This window comes from Streptomyces sp. NBC_01016, from assembly GCF_026341035.1.
GTDB lineage: Bacteria > Actinomycetota > Actinomycetes > Streptomycetales > Streptomycetaceae > Streptomyces.
Genome location: NZ_JAPEOQ010000002.1, coordinates 3,010,828 through 3,028,773 on the forward strand (window position 1 = coordinate 3,010,828; position 17,946 = coordinate 3,028,773).

The following is a 17,946-nucleotide window of genomic DNA, read 5'->3' on the forward strand; positions in this document are numbered from 1 at the left end:
GGGCGCGGGAGCGGCACGGATCTCCCCGGCCCACGGCACGAAAGGCCCACCCATGCACTCTGTACCCGTGAAGCGGAGCAACCGAAGCGCGCGAGGGCGTGCCGTCGGCGTCGTGTGCGCCGTCGCCGCATCGCTCTCCCTGCTGAGCGCGTGCTCGTCGGACGACGGGGACGGCACCTCCTCGGGCGCCAAGAAGAGCGAGAGCGCCTCCCAGCAGGACCAGGCCGGCGACGCGACCCCGACCGGCCGGCTGAACGAGGACCAGGCCGAGCGCAAGAAGCTGCTCTCCGCGACGAAGGTCGGCTGGGACAAGGCGGCACGCACCGCCGAGAAGGAGGTCTCCGGCAGCAAGCTCCTGGACATCGAGCTCGGAGACGACAACCAGGGCAACCCGGAGTGGGAAGCGGAGGTCGTCGCGTCCGACGGCACGAGCACCGACGTACGCGTCGATGCCGTCACCGGCAAGGTGAGCGGCTCTACGACGGACAAGGACCAGGACGCGGACGACAAGAAGGAGAACTCCGACAAGCTCGCCGCGGCCAAGATCACGGCGGTGAAGGCCGCCGATACGGCCACAGAGCGGAAGAAGGGCAAGGTCACCTCCGTCGCCCTCGACGACTCCGACAGCGGGTCCACGGTCTGGTCGGTCGACGTGGTCACCCCTGCCACCTGGGACAAGACGTCGTTCGACATCGACGCGGCCAACGGCAAGGTCCTGAACGAGCACGTCGACAAGGACTGAATTCCCCCGGCCCCGGACGCGTTCGGCCGACCACACGGACCGATGGTTCCTTGGCGACCCCGGGCCATCATGAAGGACGGCACCCGAGGCCTGCGCGGATCACCGCGGAGCACATCGACCGGGTGTGTCCACGACCTACGAGGCGTGAGGCGCCGCCGGTTCCAGCATGGTTTCCAGGTTCTTGCGGGCGATCTGCTTGCGGAACTCCCCTTCGTAGGTGGTGTCACCGGAGTCGTGCATGGTCTGCGTCATCCGGACAGCGGATGCCTGGCGCTCCCATGTGTGGTTCAGGCAGGTGTCGGAGTAGCTGTCGAGCAGGGTCGAGTCGTTCTTCTCCACCTGCCGGACGACCGCCTTGGCCAGTGCGTCGGCGTCGTGGAGGGCGAGGCTCATGCCCTCCGCGCTCATCGGGGAGATGAGGTGGGCCGCGTCCCCGAGCAGGTACAGGCGCCCATGGCGCATGGGGCTGAAGACCACTCCGCGCAGCGGCACGACCTGCCTGCTGGTGATCGGACCCCTGGACTCCACGGGCCCACCGAAGCGAGCCTCCAGTTCGTTCCAGATGCGCTCGTCGGGCCACTGTTCGACGGTGTCCGTGAGTGGACACTGCAAGTAGAGACGGCTCGCGTGCGGGCCTCGGGTGATCCGCGCGGCGAATCCGCGCGAGTGCACGGCCAGCACGGCCAGGGGATCCGCCGGCGCCTGCGTCATCGCGCTCAGCCAGGCGTAGCCGAACTCGTAGGTGGAGCTGGTGAGTACGTCGTCGGGGACGGCCGTCCGGCTGACGCCGCGGTAGCCATCGCTGCCGGCGACGAAGGCGCACGTGAGCGTCCGCGTCGAGCCGTCGGCGTCCCGGTAGCGAACAGTCGGCTGCTCGGTGCCGGTGCCGGTGCCGGTGTCGATGTCGATGTCGATGTCGTGCAGGGATACGTCCTGCGCTCCGAAGCGCAGGTCACCGCCGTCGCGCAGGAAGATCCTGATCAGATTGCGGACGAGGATCTGCTGCGGGCAGAACGCCCCGTCGACCTCGTCCTCGTCGTCACCGCCGCCCATCCTCCATTGCCGTTCTTCTCCGTCGATCAGCAGCGGCACACCCGCGTCGGAGTCCCCATGGCTGTAGCCCTCGACGGCCTCTCCCAGCCCCCACTCGTTCAGTACACGCACACCGTTGGCATCGAGAGCCCCGGCCCTCTGCCGCTGCTCCACGTAGTCACGACTGTGCTTTTCGAGGACGACGCAACCGATCCCCTTGCCCAGGAGGAAATTGCCCAGCGTGAGTCCGGCGACTCCGCCCCCGACGATCACGACGGTCGTGTCCCTGCCGGTTTCGGTCATGGTTTTTCGAGCTCCTTGCAGAAGGTGGGGCCGCGCACTCCGCGCTGCGGGGGCGGCCGTGCCGCCTGGGCGGCGGCGTACTGACACCACTGTGGAACCGGCATCAGCCGTCACCAACCGGTGAATGGACATGTGATACCGAAAACCCGCCAATGTGCCGAGGGGCAGCACACCTAGGGCATCGCGGGGCTGTTGCGCAGGTCCGCCTGGTAGCTGCCCGGGGTTTGGCCGACGACGTCGTTGAAGGCGTCGATGAAGCTGGACGGGTTCGACCAGCCGCACGCCATCGCGGTGTCGGTGACCGACGTGCCCTCCGTCAGATGGGCCAGCGCGTGATGGATGCGCAGGATGGTGCGCCACTGGTGGAAGCTCATGCCGAGCTCGGTGTGGAACAGGCGGCTCAGGGTGCGCTCGCTGGCTCCCGCGACGCGTCCGAGCTCGGACAGTGTCGCGGGCCGGGCCGGATCGGCGTGCAGAAGATCGGTGACGGCACGGAGCCGGTCATCGTCCGCCTCGGGCAGATGCAGGGACAGCTCGGGGGTGTTGGACAGCTCGTCGATGACCACGGCGAGCAGCCGCTGGTGGGCGCCGGGACGTGTCTCGGGCCGGTCGCCGGTGAGGGCGAGGACGGCCTCGCGCAGCAGCGGGCCGACCGCGAACACGCTTGGATGCGCGATCAGTTCATGGCACAGCTCGACCGGAACGGTCAGCAGTCGCGTGTCGGTGCGGCCGTAGAAGCGGTGGGAGTGGGCGAAGCCGGGCGGCGTCCACGTCACGCGGTTGGCGGGAGCGACCCAGGTGCCGCGCTCCGTAGTGGTGGCCAGCGTCCCGGCGGCTGCGTAGACGAGCTGGCCCGCCTCGTGGGTGTGCGAGGCCATCGCGTAGCCATGCGGCAGCCACCCGGCTCCGCTGGGCATGTCCTGCGGAGCCGAGGACTTCAAGGGGGCCGACGACGGCTGGCGGGTTTTCGGCATCAGGGGCCAGTTTACCGACGGTACGAGGCCCTCGACTCCGATGCCCGGGCCGCAGGTGCTACGGACGACCTGCTCAGCCGGTGTGGGACACCACGGCGTCGATGAGCTCCGGCCAGAGCTCTCGGGGGCGGTCGTGGCCCATGTCGGGGATCAGCAGGAGTTCCGCACCCGGCACCAGCTCCGCGGTGCGCTTTCCGCCGCTGGGGTCGATCAGCGTGTCGTCCAGGCCGTGGATCACCAGCGTCGGCACCCGCAGTTCGCGGAGGGCGTCCGCGCGTGAACCGCTGAGGACCATCGCGCCGAGTTGCCGCCCGATCCCCGCGGGGTAGAACGAGCGGTCGTGGCTCGCGGCGGCCAGCTCACGCAGCGCCGCCGCGTCGCCGTAGCGCTTGGAGGCCCACACCAGCTCCTTCTCCGCCGCCGCGACATATCCCTCGCGATCCGCCGGCTTCGGAGTGAACAGTGCCGCCTGCGCCTCCGGGCTGGACCGGCCGTACTCACTCTCGCCGGTCGAGGACATCATCGACGTCAAGGTAAGCACCCGGTCCGGGGAGGAGAGGGCCATCGTCTGGGCGATCATCCCGCCCATCGAGGCGCCGACCACGTGGGCGCGGTCGATACCGAGCGCGGTGAGCAGGCCGAGTCCGTCGTCGGCCATGTCGCTAAGCCGGTAGGGAACCATCGCGAGGGCGGCGGGAATGTCACCCGAGCTGACGGCGGCGATGAACTCGCCCATGTCGACGGGATGCTCGTCGAACTTGGTGGACAGCCCGCAGTCGCGGTTGTCGTAGCGGATCACGTACCGGCCGCGGTCCGCCAGCGCCCGGCAGAAGTCCTCGTGCCAGCCGAGCAGCTGCGCGCCGAAACCCATCACGAGCAGGACGGGTGGGTCCCCGGGGTCGCCGAAACTCTCGTACGCGATGGACACCTCGGGAGACACGACAACGTTCGGCATACAGGAATCCTGTCATGAGGCCGACGGGCAGGCCCTAGACGCTCACCGTGACCTCCAGATGCTCCAGCCCGCGCAGCCCGTTGTTGAGCAGCGGCCTCGAGGACACGGTCTCGAACCGGCTCACCCGGTCGGCGAGGCGCTCCAGGAGCGTGCCCATCTCCACGCGGGCCAGGTGCATGCCGACGCAGACGTGTTCGCCGCGGCCGAATGCCAGGTGGTCCGAGGGGCGGCGGGTGATGTCGAAGCGTTCGGGATCCGGGTAGTGGCGCTCGTCGCGGTTCGCGGAGCCGTAGAGCAGGGCCACCCGGCTGCCGGCGGGGAGACCTACGCCGTCGATCTCGTGGTCCTCGGTGAGGACGCGGCTGAACTGCGGCACCGGGGTCTCCAGGCGCAGCGACTCATTGATGGTGTGCGGGATCAGGGATCGGTCGGCCCGCAACAGGTCCCACTGGTCCGGGTGTTGGGCGAAGAGCGCGATCGCGTTCGTGATCGCGAGAATCGTGGTGTCGAGGCTCGGCGTGACGTAGTCGAGCATCAGCGCCGGGCACTTCTCGCGCGGCAACTCCCCGCGGTCGGCCGCCTGATGGAGGTTGGCGGCCCAGCCGTCGGGGTCGATGCGCCCGGGGACCGCCTCGTGGACGACGTAGCCCATGAACTCCTCGACCATGGGCGCCGCCTTCGTGAAGCGCTCGTTGGCGGGCCCCTGCATGTCCCACATGGCCGCGGCCCACTCCAGCATCTTGTCGCGTCCCCGGTCGGGCAGGCCGACGAGGTCGGAGACGACGGCCATGGGCAGGTGCTCGGCCAGCTCCGTCGCGGCGTCGAACCGGCCCCGCTCGACCAGCTCCGCGACGATCCGCTCGGCCTCCGCCTCGATGGTGGGGGTGACGTCGCGCATCCGGTCCTGGCGCAGCGGACGGCCCAACACCGCACGCATCGCGGTGTGTTCCGGCGGATCGCTGCACAGCGTGATCCCCTCGAGCTGCGCGTTCATGTCCGGATCGACGAACACCCCGCGGGCCGAGGAGAACGTCCGCCAGTCCATGAGCGCCGCGCGCACCTCCTGGTAGCGGGGGAGGGCGTAGAGGTCGTAGCGGGACAGGTGCACCACAGGACCGAGCGCCCGTAACTCCTTGTAGATCGAGTACGGGTCGGCCCGCGCGCCGGGCGTGTAGAGATCGACGTCGCTCACCGGTATCGCGGACATACGCGCTCCTGGGGACGGGGGCCCGAACGTCGTTCGGTGCGGGCCCGGTTCGTCGTCGAGTACGGAAGGTCCGAGCGATCGTGGCATGCGGCCTGCGCCCATTAGGCGTATGTCATGAACACAGGACATCTTTGTGACAGTCCCGACCGTAGGGGTCTTTCCGGCCGGAGCGGCCGGATCCGGGATGAAGCGACCTCGGCGTAGGCCTCGCCAGGGCGATGAGTTCGCCTGCTGCCTGGAGTCTTCCGCTGTGACCACGGAGCCTTTCCGTGCCGTGCAAGAGAGAGGGAGGCCGGCATGCGCAATCCGATTCGGCTGTACATGTCGATGTCGCTCGACGGCTTCATCGCCGGTCCGGACGATCGACCGGGCCAGGAGCTCGGCCGCGACGGCGGACGCCTCTTCAACTGGCTCGACGACAGGAAATCCGACGGCCCCAGCGGACAGGTCTACCGCGAGGCGCTGGCGACCGGCGCGGTGATCTCCGGCCGTCGCACCTTCGAACTCGCCGGACGCTGGAAGGGCGACCACCACGACGGGGTGCCGATCTTCGTCCTCACCCATCACGTGGACGACGGGGACGTACCGCCCGGCCACGCACGATTCGTCACCGACGTCGAGGACTGCGCCCGGCAGGCCCGCGAGGCCGCCGGGGACCGGCCGGTCATGGTCCACGGGGCGGGCGCGGCCCAGGCGCTCCTGCGGGCCGGCCACATCGACGAGATGGAGATCCACCTGGTCCCGGTGCTCCTCGGGGAGGGCCGGCGCCTGTTCGACCACCTCGGCGCCGACCACATCGAACTCGACCTCACCCGACGCCTCGACGACCGGGACGTCACGCACTTGCGCTACCGGGTGCGCGGCTCCGAGGGGGCTGCGTAAAGACCCACTTCGTCTCTTACCGCGTCACTGACCTGGACCGCTCGAAGACGTCGTGGCTCAGGAGTCGGTGGCCTCCGTCGGCGGCGGTTCGGGGGTGGCGAGCAGGAGGCGGGCGGTGCCGGAGATGTCCAGGACCCGGCGGACGGGGCCGCTGACGGCGATCAGGCGCAGGCTGCCTCCCGCGTCGGCGGCCAGCTGTTGATGGCGCACGAGGAGGTTGATGCCGGTCGAGTCGGTGAACGGCACCTCGGCGAAGTCGAGTTCGCAGCGCCGTGGGTGCAACGGGACAAGCACCCGGTCGAGGCCGGGCGCGGTGTTCAGGTCGAGTTCCCCGCGCGCGCGGAGGAGGACAAGGTCTCCGGCGTCGACGACGTTGATGTCGAAGAGGGGTGAGGTCGGCGTGCTCATGTTGTTGCTCCTCGGCCTACCCGCTTGAGGTGCGTTGAGTGTTCCATGGAAGCACCGAGCGCCCGGTCCTGGCATCCGAACCGGCGGAAGGCGGCCAAGGTTGCTTGTTGGTCATGCCTACGGCATATGGTGGAGGGGCCTATTGGCGGCGAGCATACGGTCCTGGGCGTACGTTGGCATATGGCGCCGCCATCGTGCGAGACGGCCAAGGCGTGCGGGCCGCCCACGTGTTGTCGTCCTTCCCCTCGCGGTGGCAGTGCGGTGCCGGGATCGTGGCCACTCCCGCGTAATCTCCTCCTGTGTCAGCCTCCCGCCCGCACCATGTCGCCGTCCTCGTGCTCGAGGGCGCCAAGCCGCTCGACGTCGGGATTCCCGCGCAGGTGTTCACGGCCCGCGCGAGCATGCCGTACGAGGTGCGGGTGTGCGGGGCGGAGCCCGGGCTCGTGACCGGCGGCGACGGACTCGCGTACTCCGTGGCGTACGGGCTCGAAGCGCTCGCGTGGGCCGACATCGTCTTCGTTCCCGGCTACCGGTTCCCCGATCGCGAGGACCCGCCGCGGGCCGTCGTCGACGCGCTGCTCGCCGCCCACGAGCGGGGCGCCCGGCTCGCCGCCATCTCGACCGGCGCCTTCGCGCTCGCCGCCACGGGACTGCTCGACGGCAGGCGCGCCACGACGCACTGGCACTACACGCGCGCCCTCGCGGCCAGGCATCCGCTCGTCCAGGTCGACGAGAACGTGCTGTTCGTCGACGAGGGCCGCGTGCTCACCTCGGCCGGTGCCGCCTCCGGCATCGACCTGTGCCTGCACATCCTGCGCGGCGACCTCGGAGTCGCCGCTTCCAATCACGCCGCCCGCCGGCTTGTCGCCGCGCCCTACCGCAGCGGCGGCCAGGCCCAGTACGTGCCGCGCAGCGTCCCCGAGCCGCTCGGGGAGCGATTCGCCGCCACCCGCGAATGGGCGCTGCACCGACTCGGCGAGCCCCTCACCCTCGACACGCTGGCGCGGCAGGCCGGGGTGTCACCGCGCACCTTCTCCCGGCGCTTCGTCGACGAGACCGGATACACCCCGATGCAGTGGGTGATGCGCGCCCGTATCGACCTGGCCCGCGAACTGCTCGAGCGCTCGCAGCGCAGCGTCGAACAGATCGCCGCCGACGTCGGGCTCGGCACCAGCGCGAACCTGCGGCTGCACTTCCAGCGCATCCTCGGCACCACACCGAGCGAGTACCGGCGCACCTTCACCCCGGGCGGCTGACCCGTCCCGGGGCCGCTCGACGCCGCGTGGCGGGATCCTTTTGAAGCGTGGCGATCCCGCCACTGTCCGCACCGCGAGCCGCGCGCGAGCCTGGTGGGGAACGGAAGGGACACCATTCATGACTCGCATCGCCATCAACGGATTCGGCCGCATCGGCCGCAATGTGCTGCGCTCCCTGCTGGAGCGCGACAGCGACCTCGAGGTCGTCGCCGTCAACGACCTGACGGAGCCCGCCACGCTCGCCCGGCTGCTCGCCTTCGACAGCACGGCAGGACGGCTCGGGCGCCCGGTCACCGTCGACGGGAACACCCTCGTCGTCGACGGCCGGCGGATCACGGTGACGGCCGAGCGCGAACCGGCGCAGCTGCCGTGGGCCGAACTCGGCGTCGACCTCGTCCTGGAGGCCACCGGCCGCTTCACCTCGGCCAAGGCGGCCCGCGCCCACCTCGACGCGGGCGCGAAGAAGGTACTTGTCAGCGCCCCGTCGGACGGCGCCGACGTCACCCTCGCGTTCGGGGTCAACAGTGACGCGTACGACCCGTCGGTGCACACGATCGTCTCGAACGCCTCCTGCACCACCAACGCGCTCGCGCCACTGGCCAAGGTGCTCGACGAACTCGCCGGTATCGAGCACGGGTTCATGACGACGGTGCACGCCTACACGCAGGAGCAGAATCTCCAGGACGGCCCGCACCGCGACGCCCGCCGCGCCCGCGCCGCCGGGGTCAACATCGTGCCGACCACGACCGGCGCCGCCAAGGCGATTGGCCTGGTCCTCCCGAACCTCGACGGCAGGCTGTCGGGCGACTCGATCCGCGTCCCCGTACCGGTGGGCTCGATCGTCGAACTCAACACGACCGTCGCCCGCGACGTGACGCGCGACGAGGTGCTGGCCGCCTACCGCGCCGCGGCCGATGGCCCGCTCGCCGGCGTCCTCGAATACTCCGAGGACGCGCTCGTGTCCTCCGACATCGTGGGCAACCCCGCCTCGTCGATCTTCGACTCGGCCCTCACCCGCGTCGACGGCCGACACATCAAGGTGGTCGCCTGGTACGACAACGAGTGGGGCTTCTCGAACCGGGTGATCGACACGCTGGAACTCCTCGCCGCCCGCTGACCGGAAGCGCCCGGCCCGTCGGTTACGCGGGCCGGGGCCCGGCCGCGCGGCGCAAGCGGTTGGCGATCGCGAGGCCGAGGCCCTCCTGCGTCGGCAGCGACGCGAGGATGAGGTCGCAGCCCTGCTCGTCGAGTTCGCGCAGGTAGCCGTAGAGGCCGCGCGCGTAGGCGTCCAGCGACGCGGGGACGGCGACCACGGCGTGCGCCTTCACCGTCTCCGGAGCGTCGGCGAGGGCCGACGGCAGGAACACGCCCACCCGGTGGCCGAGTTCGTGCGCGCGGACCGTCTCGGCGAGGATCTCCTCCGGCTCGACGAGGACGACGCGCGCGTTTGGCGCGTAGTGCGAAGGATGCTGGCCCGGTACGCGCACCTCGCTGGTGTCGGGGACGTCGAGGGGGCGTCCCAGCGCCTGTTCGAGGTCCTCGCGCGTCACGCCGCCCGGCCGCAGAATGCTCAGCGACTCGCTCGTGGCGTCCACGATGGTCGACTCGACGCCGACCGCGCAGGGACCGCCGTCGAGCACGAAGTCGACACCGTCACCGAGCTCCGCGCGGACGTGATCGGCGGTGGTGGGGCTGACCGAGCCGAACCGGTTGGCGGACGGGGCCGCGATGCCGCCGCCGAAGGCGTTGAGCAGCTCCAGCGCGGCGGGGTGATCGGGCACGCGCAGCCCCACCGTCTCGAGTCCGCCGGTGGTTTCGAGGGGCACCCGGCCACTGCGCCGCAGGACCAGCGTGAGCGGCCCCGGCCAGAAGCGCTCCGCGAGCAGGCGCGCCGCCTCGGGCACGTCCTCGGCCCAGTCGCCCAGGTGCTCGGCGCCGCCGATGTGGACGATCAGCGGGTGGTTGGGCGGGCGGCCCTTGGTCTCGAAGATGCGGGCGACGGCGGCCGGGTTCTCGGCGTCGGCGCCCAGACCGTAGACCGTCTCCGTCGGGAGGGCGACGAGCCCACCGGCGCGCAGCACGGCGACCGCCTTGTCGATGTGGATGTCGCTGGTGGGTGCCGGCACCCTCGCGTTGTCCTTCACTGTGGTGCGCTTCTTTCGATGGGGCGGGGGTCAGAGTGCGGCGTCGGCGGTTTCGCTCAGGCCGTGGGAGGCGACCAGCTGCGCGGTGCCGTCGGCCAGTCGGTAGGACAGGCCCACCACGGCGAGGCGTCCTGCGGCCACCTGCTCGGACAGCACACGGGAACGGTCCAGCAGCAGGTCGACGGTGTGCCGTATGTGCTCGTGCAGGATCTCCTGGTCCGAACCGCGGCCGTCGGCGCGGGCCGCGAGCACGCTCGGCGTCACGCGCTCGACGACGTCACGCACGAACCCGGCGGGCGCCCTGCCACCGTCGGCGGCGTCCTTGGCGGCGGCGATCGCCCCGCAGGAGTCATGGCCGAGGACCACGACCAGCGGGCAGCCCAGCACGCTCACCCCGTATTCGATGCTGCCCAGCACCTCCGAACCGACCACGTGGCCGGCCGTGCGGACCACGAACATGTCCCCGAGCCCCTGGTCGAAGATGATCTCGGCGGCAAGGCGGGAGTCGGAGCAGCCGAACAGCACCGCGAAGGGGTTCTGCCCGGGCGCGGTCTCGGTACGGCGCGCGGCGTCCTGGTTGGGATGTCCGGGGGTGCCGGTGACGAAGCGTCGGTTGCCGTCCAGCAGCATCGCGAAGGCGTCGTCGGGAGTGGGATTCAGCGTCTCGGTCACGACGGCAGGCTACGACTCGGCTCCCGGAAGCGTGCAGCCAGGTCCACCGAACCCCGACGAAGGCAACCCTGGTAGCCCCCGAAATATGTGTGGTCCGCCAGCGCGCGGGCGCATGCCAGCAGGATCCGGCGCCCCCGCCCGGTCGGTCCAACAGATCGTGTAGCTGCCTGCCATCGATAGAGTAGATGGATGGAGATGCGTCAGCTCCGTCACTGACCACCGGACGCGTGTCCATCGGCACGATCCAGACCCTCACCCCCCGTGGACCTGCCCACGGAACTCGCGGCGTGCTATCGCCGACTGCCCGGCATCCAGGTGTCCGCACGCGACGCGCCGGTCGACGAGCTGTACGCGGCACTGCGCGCCGAGGAACTGGACCTCGCCTACCTCGCCCCGGACGCGGCCGAACTCCCCGAAGGACTGGTGGAGTTCGTATCCTGGCACGAGGAACTGGTGCTCATCACGGCCCCCGGGCACCCCCTCGCGCACGCGGGCCGCACCCTGATCCGGGACCTCGCCCAGGAGTCCTTCATCGACTTCCGCGCGGGCACGGGCCTGGAGACGGCGGTGCGCAGACTGTCGAGCACCTCACCCGCGGCCCGGGCGGGACTCCGGCCACGCGTCGGTAGCCGTCACCCGCCCGCGGGCCGCGGGTGTACCTCAGGCCTTGTCCTGCATGCTGCTGCGCGCCGGGTTGGCCTGCTCCGCCGCCTTGGGGTCCTTCTCGCCGGCCTTGGCCTGCACGCCCTGCTTGATGCGCTCACCGATGGTTCGGTCGATGTTGGACCAGTACTCGAACGCACGGTGCAGCACCGGCTCGCTCACGTCGTTGAGCAGGTGGCCGACGACGTTGTCCACGAGACGGTCGCGCGCGGCGTCGTCGAGGACCTCGCGGACCATCGTGCCCGCCTGGCCCCAGTCGTCGTCCTCGGCGTGGTCGACGTAGGCGGCGCGGGTGATGTCACCGTCCGCGGACCAGCTGGGCGGTGTGCCGTAGCGGTCCGTGTCGGCCGCCGGGCCGCCCTTGGAGTTCGGCGCGTACACCGGGTCCGTGGTCTTGCGGTAGGCCATGGCCCCGTCTTTGGAGTACGTGTTCACGGGCGCGACGGGAGCGTTGACCGGCAGCTGCTGGTAGTTGCCCCCGATCCGGTGCCGGTGCGCGTCGGCGTAGGAGAACAGCCGGCCGAGCAGCATCCGGTCGGGGCTCGGGCCGATCCCCGGGACCAGGTTGTTCGGCTGGAACGCCGCCTGCTCGATCTCCGCGTGGTTGTCCGTCGGATTGCGGTCGAGCGTCATCTTGCCGACCTCGACCAGCGGGTAGTCGGCGTGCGGCCACACCTTGGTCAGGTCGAACGGGTTGAAGCGGTACGTGGCGGCGTCGTCGTACGGCATGATCTGCACGTACAGCGTCCAGCTCGGGTACTCCCCGTCGCGGATGTGCTCGAAGAGATCACGGGTGTGGTAATCCGTGTCGGCCGCGCACATCTGGTCGGCCTCGTGCTGGGTGAAGCACTCGATGCCCTGGTCGGTCTTGAAGTGGTACTTCACCCAGAACCGCTCGCCCTGGGCGTTGACCCACATGTAGGTGTGGGACGTGTAGCCGTTCATGTGGCGCCAGGTCCGCGGAATGCCCCGGTCGCCCATCAGCCAGGTGACCTGGTGCGCGGACTCGGGCGAGAGGGTCCAGAAGTCCCACTGCATGTCGTGGTCGCGGAGGTTGTTGTCCGCGCGGCGCTTCTGGGAGCGGATGAAGTGCTGGAACTTCATCGGGTCCTTGATGAAGAACACCGGGGTGTTGTTCCCCACCATGTCGTAGTTGCCCTCGGTGGTGTAGAACTTCACCGCGAATCCGCGGGGGTCGCGCCAGGTGTCCGGGCTTCCGCGCTCGCCGGCGACCGTGGAGAACCGGGTCACCAGCTCGGTCCGCGTCCCGGGCTGGAACAGCGCGGCCTTCGTGTAGGGGCTGACGTCGGCGGTGACCTGGAAGTGGCCGAAGGCGCCGCTGCCCTTGGCGTGCGGCTGCCGCTCCGGGATCCGCTCGCGGTTGAACTGCGCCATCTGCTCGATCAGATAGGAGTCCTGCAGGAGGATCGGGCCGCCGGCGCCGACCGTGAGCGAGTGCTCATCGCTTTCGACCGGAACGCCGGCATCCGTGGTCGTCGCTTTGGCTGTGTCGTCACTCATGGGCTACGCGTGCCTTTCGACGGGGGTCCTAAACGCCTCGGCGCCCTGTGGGTGCAGCCTCGGAGGACGTTTCAGGCGGAGCCGCCTCTCGAAGGGCACACCGGGCAAACCGACGACATGACCATGCTGCGGCCTCCGTGCGGACCCGGCCATTCGGACCGCGTGGGCCCACCGCGGTGGGCCCACGCGGTCCGCTCACGCGGAGCGGGCGCCCACCCGTCGCCCGGCGACGCAGAGCAGGGCGACGGCGGCGCCGGCCAGGAGGATGTGGCCGACGAGGTTGACGGTGCCCCCCGAGCCCTGGTCCGGGGTCTGGCCGAAGCCGACCCAGGCGTAGGTCAGCGTGGCGCCGGCGGCCAGGGCGAAGATGTGCGGCGGCGCCCAGTCACGCGCGCGTGCCCAATGGTGGACAAGGCCCGCGGCCGCGACGGCGATCGCGAGCGCGGCGGCCACGCCCAGCCGGCTCGGCTGGAGAACCAGCCAGAAGGCGCTGGTGACCGCGCACGAGGCGATGCCGACGAACAGCGGCCGGGGCGCGCCGCGGGAGTCGAGCCCGGCGCGCGGGCGGGGGATCAGGAACGCGGCGACCACGAGCGCGGCCACCACGGCGGCCGTGCCGGCCAGCAGCGGCCAAGGAGCCATGTAACCGCTGTCGTCGTAGCTGCCCCAGCCGACCACCACGGCCCCCAGCACCAGCAGTCCGGCCGTGACGGTGAGCCCGGTCCTTCCGAGCCACGGACGCTCCGCGCGCTGCGGGACGAGGGCTTCCATGAGCGCGATCGGCACGGTGATGCTCCACAGCGCGTGCACGGCCAGGACGGAGATCAGGCCGTAGGCGCCGGTGCCGACCAGGGGGATGGGCGTCACGGTGACCATGTCGTAGTTGCCGGAGTAGTCGGCGTTGAACAGCATCTGGTCCAGCAGGCCCTCTTCGAGCAGCGCGTACGCGGCGCCCAGCAGCAGGATGGAGCCCCAGCCGCGTCCGGTCCTGCGGACGAGTTCGCGGATGAGCAGGGCCCCGCTTCCGTAGAGGAGCGCGAGGACCGGCAGCAGCGCCAGGGCGTCGAGTGAGGTCGCGCCGAGGAGCATCTCGCCGATCAACGGCGCGAGGAAGAAGAGTCCCACCGCCGGCATGCTGTTTCTCATGCCGCCGACGCTACGGACGCCGGGCCCGCCCGCGAGTCGGCCGAGCGGCTGCCCTGGACGGCTGTGCGGCTACGGGCCCGCGGCCAGAAATATCCGAAGGTAGACAGCAGGGAGACTTTGGGCGGACCCAGCCGGGTGCGCACGCCATGGGCGGCGCACCCGGCACCCGTTCTCGTGCCCCGCTCAGCCGATCGGCACCGGCAGCGGTGTCACCGCGTAGGCCAGCGTGATGGTGTCACCGGTCGACGGGTCGGACAGCTCCACCCGCCAGGCCTCGCCGAACTGGTCCACGCCCTCCGCCATCGGGATGGTGCCGGAGATCAGCACCGTGCCGGGGAGCAGCTCGCCGCGCTCGCGCAGCACGTCGGCCCAGTACGACGGCGTGAGCAGCTCCGCGAGGGAGCCGTCCTGGATCAGGGACTCCTCGCCCTTCACCGTGACCCACGCGCGCAGCGTCAGGTCGTCCAGGCGGCCCTCGACGTCCGAGAGGCGCCAGGCGCGGCGGGCCAGGACATCCGGGCTCGCGTTCTTGCTCCAGGCCACGCCGTGCACCTCGAGCTCGCGGTCCGTGTGGTCGCACGCGGCCGTGAGCAGCAGCTCGCCGTCCTGCGCCACGACGAGCGCCCACTCCGCCTCGCCCGAGGTCCGCCCGTGCTGCACCGCGACCCGCTCGGTCTGCTGCGCGAGGTAGGGGGAGATGGGGTACAGGGCCGGGGTGGTGGTCGGCGCGGGCACGCCGAGTTCGGCGAGTTCGGCGACGTGCGCGGCGACATCGTCCTGGCTGCGCCCGGCGTATCCGGCGTTGAGGACCTGGACGACGTCCACGTCGCGGGTGGAGCCATCGGGCAGTTCGAACGTGAGCAGCGTCATGGAAATCTCCAGGGGTGAGCAGGTAGGAGGGTTGCGAAGCGGTTAACTTCCCGTCCGGGGCTTGCGCATACGACCTGTATACAAGAAGTATGCCGGAAGGTCGATGTCTCCCCGAACGTCGACGTCCCCCCTCAGACCGTCGAAGCCCCCGAACCGAGGACCGAAATGCTGCAAGACTCCCCACGCGGCCCGGCCGCCTCACCGGTTGTCACCCCGAACCGCTCCGGTCTCGTCCGGGCCTTCTTCGCGAGCCTCACCGGCACCGCCCTGGAGTGGTACGACTTCGCGGTCTACTCCGCCGCGTCGGCCCTGGTCTTCGGCGACCTGTTCTTCCCCTCCGAGGACCCGCTCACCGGCACCCTGCTGGCCTTCTCCACGTACGCCGTCGGCTACGTCTCGCGCCCGCTCGGCGGCATCGTCTTCGGTCGGCTCGGCGATGTGATCGGCCGCAAGAAGGTGCTGATCGCGACGCTCGTGCTGATCGGCGCGGCCACGTTCCTGATCGGCCTGCTGCCCACCCACAGCAGCATCGGCGCCGCCGCTCCCATCGCCCTGGTCGTGCTGCGGTTCGCGCAGGGCGTGGGCGTCGGCGGCGAGTGGGGCGGCGCCGTGCTGCTCTCCAGCGAGTTCGGCGACCCGAAGAAGCGCGGCTTCTTCGCCTCGGCCGCACAGGTCGGACCGCCCGCCGGCAACCTCCTCGCCAACGGCGTCCTGGCGGCGCTCGGCGCCCTGCTGACCGAGGACCAGTTCCTCTCCTGGGGCTGGCGCGTCGCCTTCCTGGTCTCCGGCGTCCTGGTCGGATTCGGCCTGTGGATCCGCGCGAAGCTGGAGGAGACCCCGGTCTTCAAGGCGATGGAGGCCGAGCAGAGCCGCCCCGAGGCGCCGGTGCGCGAGGTGCTCACCCGGCAGCCCCGCGCCCTGATCGCGGCGATGCTCGCCCGCGTCGCCCCGGACGTGCTGTACGCCTTGTTCACCGTGTTCGTGCTGACCTACGCCACCGACGAGCTGGACATGTCGCGGGGGTCCGCGCTGACCGCCGTACTCATCGGCTCCTCGCTGCAGATCTTCCTGATCCCGCTCGCGGGAGCCCTGTCCGACCGCGTCAACAGGCGCCTGCTGTACGGATGTTCGGCCGTCGGCGCCGGTGTGTGGCCGTTCGTCTTCTTCAACATGGTCGACGGCGGCTCGTGGGGTCTGCTCGTCCTCGGTGTGATCGTCGCGCTGGTCCTGCACTCGCTGATGTACGGCCCGCAGGCCGCGTTCGTCGCCGAACAGTTCTCGCCGCGGCTGCGTTCCACGGGCTCCTCGCTCGCGTATACGCTGGCCGGTCTGATCGGCGGCGCGATCGCTCCACTGCTGTTCACGGCGCTGCTCGGCTCGTTCAACAGCTGGGTGCCGCTCGCCGTATACGTTGCCGTCACCGCGGCCGTGACCGTCACCGGGCTCCTGCTGGGCCGCGACGCGGAGGCGGCCACGGACGAGGACACGGAGCTGGTCGCGCAGGCGACCGCCTGAACCGCACACCTACCGCCCCATCAGGCCTCATCAGGAGGGACACCCCATGCTCATCGCCCTGAGCCAGCTCACCACCGGGCCCGACCCGGCCAAGAACCTCGACCTAATCGAGGAGCAGGCGCGGCGCGCGGCCGACGCGGGCGCCCGCGTCGTCGTCCTCCCCGAAGCGGCGATGGCCTGCTTCGGCACGCCGCTCACCCCGCTCGCCGAGCCGCTCGACGGCCCGTGGGCGAACCGGCTGCGGGCCATCGCCGAGGCGGCCGGCATCGTCGTCGTCGCCGGGATGTTCACCCCGGCCGACGACGGGCGGGTGACCAACACCCTGCTCGCGACAGGCCCGGGCGTCGAGGAGACCTACGACAAGATCCACCTCTACGACGCCTTCGGCTTCGCGGAGTCCGATACCGTCGCGCCCGGAACGCGGGTGGTCACCATCGACGTCGACGGCGTCCGCCTGGGTCTCGCGACCTGCTACGACGTGCGCTTCCCCGAACTCTTCCGGGCCCACGCCGACGCGGGTGCCGTCGCCACGCTGCTCCCCGCGTCCTGGGGTGCGGGCCCCGGCAAGCGCGAGCAGTGGGAACTCCTCGTACGGGCCCGGGCCTTGGACGCCACTGTCTGGGTCGCCGCGGTGGGCCAGGCGGACCCGGCAGCGAGCGGCATCGACGTCAGTGGCACGGCCCCGACGGGCATCGGGCACAGCATGCTGGTCGGTCCTGACGGCACAGTGCGGGAGAGCCTCGGCGCCGAACCCGGCCTGATCGTCGCCGAGTTGGACGTCGCCGAGGTCGAGCGGGTGCGCGGGAAGATCTCCGTGCTGGCCAACCGCAGGCTCGGGCGCGACGACGCGGTGATCACCTACCCGAAGTGATGCGGGTGGGCCGGCTCAGGGACACCCGGGCCGGCCCGGATCACCCAGTTCGGCCGGGGTTACCCAGCCAGCAGTACCTTCAGCGTCGACTCCAAGTGGCTGTCGATCGCCGCGCCCACCGCGTCCGTGTCACCCGCGGCGAGCGCGTCCAGGATCATCTTGTGCTCGTCGATGACCGACTTCTGCCGACCGCTCTGGTTGTACAACGCCACGACACCCGCGCGCACTTGGCGGCTGCGCAGCCCGTCGTAGTGGCGGTCCAGCAGGCCGTTGCCCACGGCCTGGACGATCGTCGCGTGGAAGCGGTGGTCGATGGCGATGAACTCCTTGGCGTCGTCGGGCCCGCTCAACCCGCGCTGCCGCTCAAGTAGTTCGCCCAGTTCCTCCAGCGGCACCCGGTCCGCCTTGATGACCTGCTCCGCCGCGTACCGTTCCACCATGCCGCGCAGCTCCATCAGCTCGGTGATCTGCCGCCCGGTCAGCCGGGAGACGCGCGCGCCGCGCCGGGGCACCATCTCGACCAGATCCTCGGCGGCGAGCAGCAGCAGGGCCTCGCGGATGGGGGTGCGGGAGACGCCGATGCGGTCGGCGATCTCCTGCTCGGACAGGAACTCGCCCTGCATCTCCGGGTCGGTGAGCACCGTCCCCTTGAGGTAGGCGTACGCCTTCTCCCGACCGGACGTCGCCATGTGAGCTCCCGTGGACCGTGGTTCTGAATCGCATACAACTTGTATACGGAAGTTACCACGGGGTGGAGTTACCACGGGGTGGAGGAGGAGTGCCCG

The 17,946-nt window shown here is 70.6% G+C and carries 17 protein-coding genes and 1 pseudogene; 7 read left to right on the top strand and 11 right to left on the bottom strand.

All coding sequences use genetic code 11. The features are described 5' to 3' along the window. Window positions 1-67 precede the first annotated feature (67 nt). On the top strand, window positions 68-742 hold the full coding sequence (locus tag OG746_RS40450; RefSeq protein WP_266723833.1) for a PepSY domain-containing protein: 675 nt from the start codon (window positions 68-70) through the stop codon (window positions 740-742). Window positions 743-877: 135 nt separating this feature from the next. On the opposite strand, the gene OG746_RS40455 is transcribed toward OG746_RS40450, so the two are convergent. From OG746_RS40455 to OG746_RS40470, 4 genes are all read right to left on the bottom strand, one after another. After that, window positions 878-2,077 carry a 4-hydroxybenzoate 3-monooxygenase gene (locus tag OG746_RS40455; RefSeq protein WP_266723835.1) on the bottom strand — a complete coding sequence of 400 codons (1,200 nt, stop codon included), beginning with the start codon at window positions 2,075-2,077 and terminating at the stop codon, window positions 878-880. A 173-nt stretch (window positions 2,078-2,250) separates the two neighbouring features. Beyond that, on the bottom strand, window positions 2,251-3,051 hold the full coding sequence (locus OG746_RS40460) for a helix-turn-helix domain-containing protein (RefSeq protein ID WP_266723837.1): 801 nt from the start codon (window positions 3,049-3,051) through the stop codon (window positions 2,251-2,253). A 73-nt stretch (window positions 3,052-3,124) separates the two neighbouring features. Further along, entirely contained in the window at window positions 3,125-4,006 is an 882-nt protein-coding gene (locus OG746_RS40465; RefSeq protein ID WP_266723839.1) for an alpha/beta fold hydrolase, read from the bottom strand. Between the two features lie 34 nt (window positions 4,007-4,040). Next, entirely contained in the window at window positions 4,041-5,213 is a 1,173-nt protein-coding gene (locus tag OG746_RS40470; protein ID WP_266723840.1) for a cytochrome P450, read from the bottom strand. Window positions 5,214-5,510: 297 nt separating this feature from the next. Here OG746_RS40470 and OG746_RS40475 point away from each other — a divergent pair, with 297 nt between their 5' ends. Further along, window positions 5,511-6,095 (top strand): dihydrofolate reductase family protein, encoded by a 585-nt coding sequence (locus OG746_RS40475; protein ID WP_266723841.1) that lies wholly within the window; start codon window positions 5,511-5,513, stop codon window positions 6,093-6,095. Window positions 6,096-6,152: 57 nt separating this feature from the next. Here OG746_RS40475 and OG746_RS40480 read toward each other — a convergent pair whose 3' ends face one another. After that, window positions 6,153-6,503, bottom strand: a complete 351-nt coding sequence (locus OG746_RS40480) for an STAS domain-containing protein (RefSeq protein ID WP_266723842.1) — start codon at window positions 6,501-6,503, stop codon at window positions 6,153-6,155. A 299-nt stretch (window positions 6,504-6,802) separates the two neighbouring features. Here OG746_RS40480 and OG746_RS40485 point away from each other — a divergent pair, with 299 nt between their 5' ends. After that, complete coding sequence (locus OG746_RS40485; RefSeq protein WP_266723844.1) at window positions 6,803-7,759, top strand: GlxA family transcriptional regulator; 957 nt, start codon at window positions 6,803-6,805, stop codon at window positions 7,757-7,759. 118 nt (window positions 7,760-7,877) lie between these two features. Next, window positions 7,878-8,876, top strand: coding sequence for a type I glyceraldehyde-3-phosphate dehydrogenase (gap, locus tag OG746_RS40490; RefSeq protein WP_266723846.1), 999 nt, complete (start codon window positions 7,878-7,880; stop codon window positions 8,874-8,876). 22 nt (window positions 8,877-8,898) lie between these two features. On the opposite strand, the gene OG746_RS40495 is transcribed toward gap, so the two are convergent. Further along, window positions 8,899-9,885, bottom strand: coding sequence for an L-threonylcarbamoyladenylate synthase (locus OG746_RS40495; protein ID WP_266723848.1), 987 nt, complete (start codon window positions 9,883-9,885; stop codon window positions 8,899-8,901). Between the two features lie 48 nt (window positions 9,886-9,933). Next, window positions 9,934-10,575, bottom strand: a complete 642-nt coding sequence (locus OG746_RS40500) for a carbonic anhydrase (protein ID WP_323179739.1) — start codon at window positions 10,573-10,575, stop codon at window positions 9,934-9,936. 315 nt (window positions 10,576-10,890) lie between these two features. Between OG746_RS40500 and OG746_RS40505 the strand changes: the two are divergent. After that, a pseudogene (locus OG746_RS40505) lies at window positions 10,891-11,100 on the top strand (LysR substrate-binding domain-containing protein); the annotation flags it as partial. 135 nt (window positions 11,101-11,235) lie between these two features. On the opposite strand, the gene OG746_RS40510 reads toward OG746_RS40505, so the two are convergent. The 3 genes from OG746_RS40510 to OG746_RS40520 all read right to left on the bottom strand — a co-directional run bounded on the left by OG746_RS40510 (window position 11,236) and on the right by OG746_RS40520 (window position 14,775). Then, window positions 11,236-12,759 (bottom strand): catalase, encoded by a 1,524-nt coding sequence (locus OG746_RS40510; protein WP_266723850.1) that lies wholly within the window; start codon window positions 12,757-12,759, stop codon window positions 11,236-11,238. Window positions 12,760-12,954: 195 nt separating this feature from the next. Further along, window positions 12,955-13,905: an AF_0692 family protein gene (locus OG746_RS40515; protein WP_266723852.1), complete on the bottom strand. Its 951-nt coding sequence runs from the start codon at window positions 13,903-13,905 to the stop codon at window positions 12,955-12,957. Between the two features lie 183 nt (window positions 13,906-14,088). Further along, window positions 14,089-14,775 (bottom strand): DUF2848 domain-containing protein, encoded by a 687-nt coding sequence (locus tag OG746_RS40520; RefSeq protein WP_266723854.1) that lies wholly within the window; start codon window positions 14,773-14,775, stop codon window positions 14,089-14,091. 165 nt (window positions 14,776-14,940) lie between these two features. On the opposite strand from OG746_RS40520, the gene OG746_RS40525 reads away from it, so the two are divergent. Next, a complete protein-coding gene (locus OG746_RS40525) occupies window positions 14,941-16,290 on the top strand; it encodes an MFS transporter (RefSeq protein WP_266723856.1) in 1,350 nt (449 codons plus the stop codon). Between the two features lie 46 nt (window positions 16,291-16,336). After that, window positions 16,337-17,161, top strand: a complete 825-nt coding sequence (locus tag OG746_RS40530) for a carbon-nitrogen hydrolase family protein (RefSeq protein WP_266723858.1) — start codon at window positions 16,337-16,339, stop codon at window positions 17,159-17,161. A gap of 59 nt (window positions 17,162-17,220) precedes the next feature. On the opposite strand, the gene OG746_RS40535 is transcribed toward OG746_RS40530, so the two are convergent. Continuing rightward, entirely contained in the window at window positions 17,221-17,850 is a 630-nt protein-coding gene (locus OG746_RS40535; protein ID WP_266723860.1) for a GntR family transcriptional regulator, read from the bottom strand. Window positions 17,851-17,946: the final 96 nt, after the last annotated feature.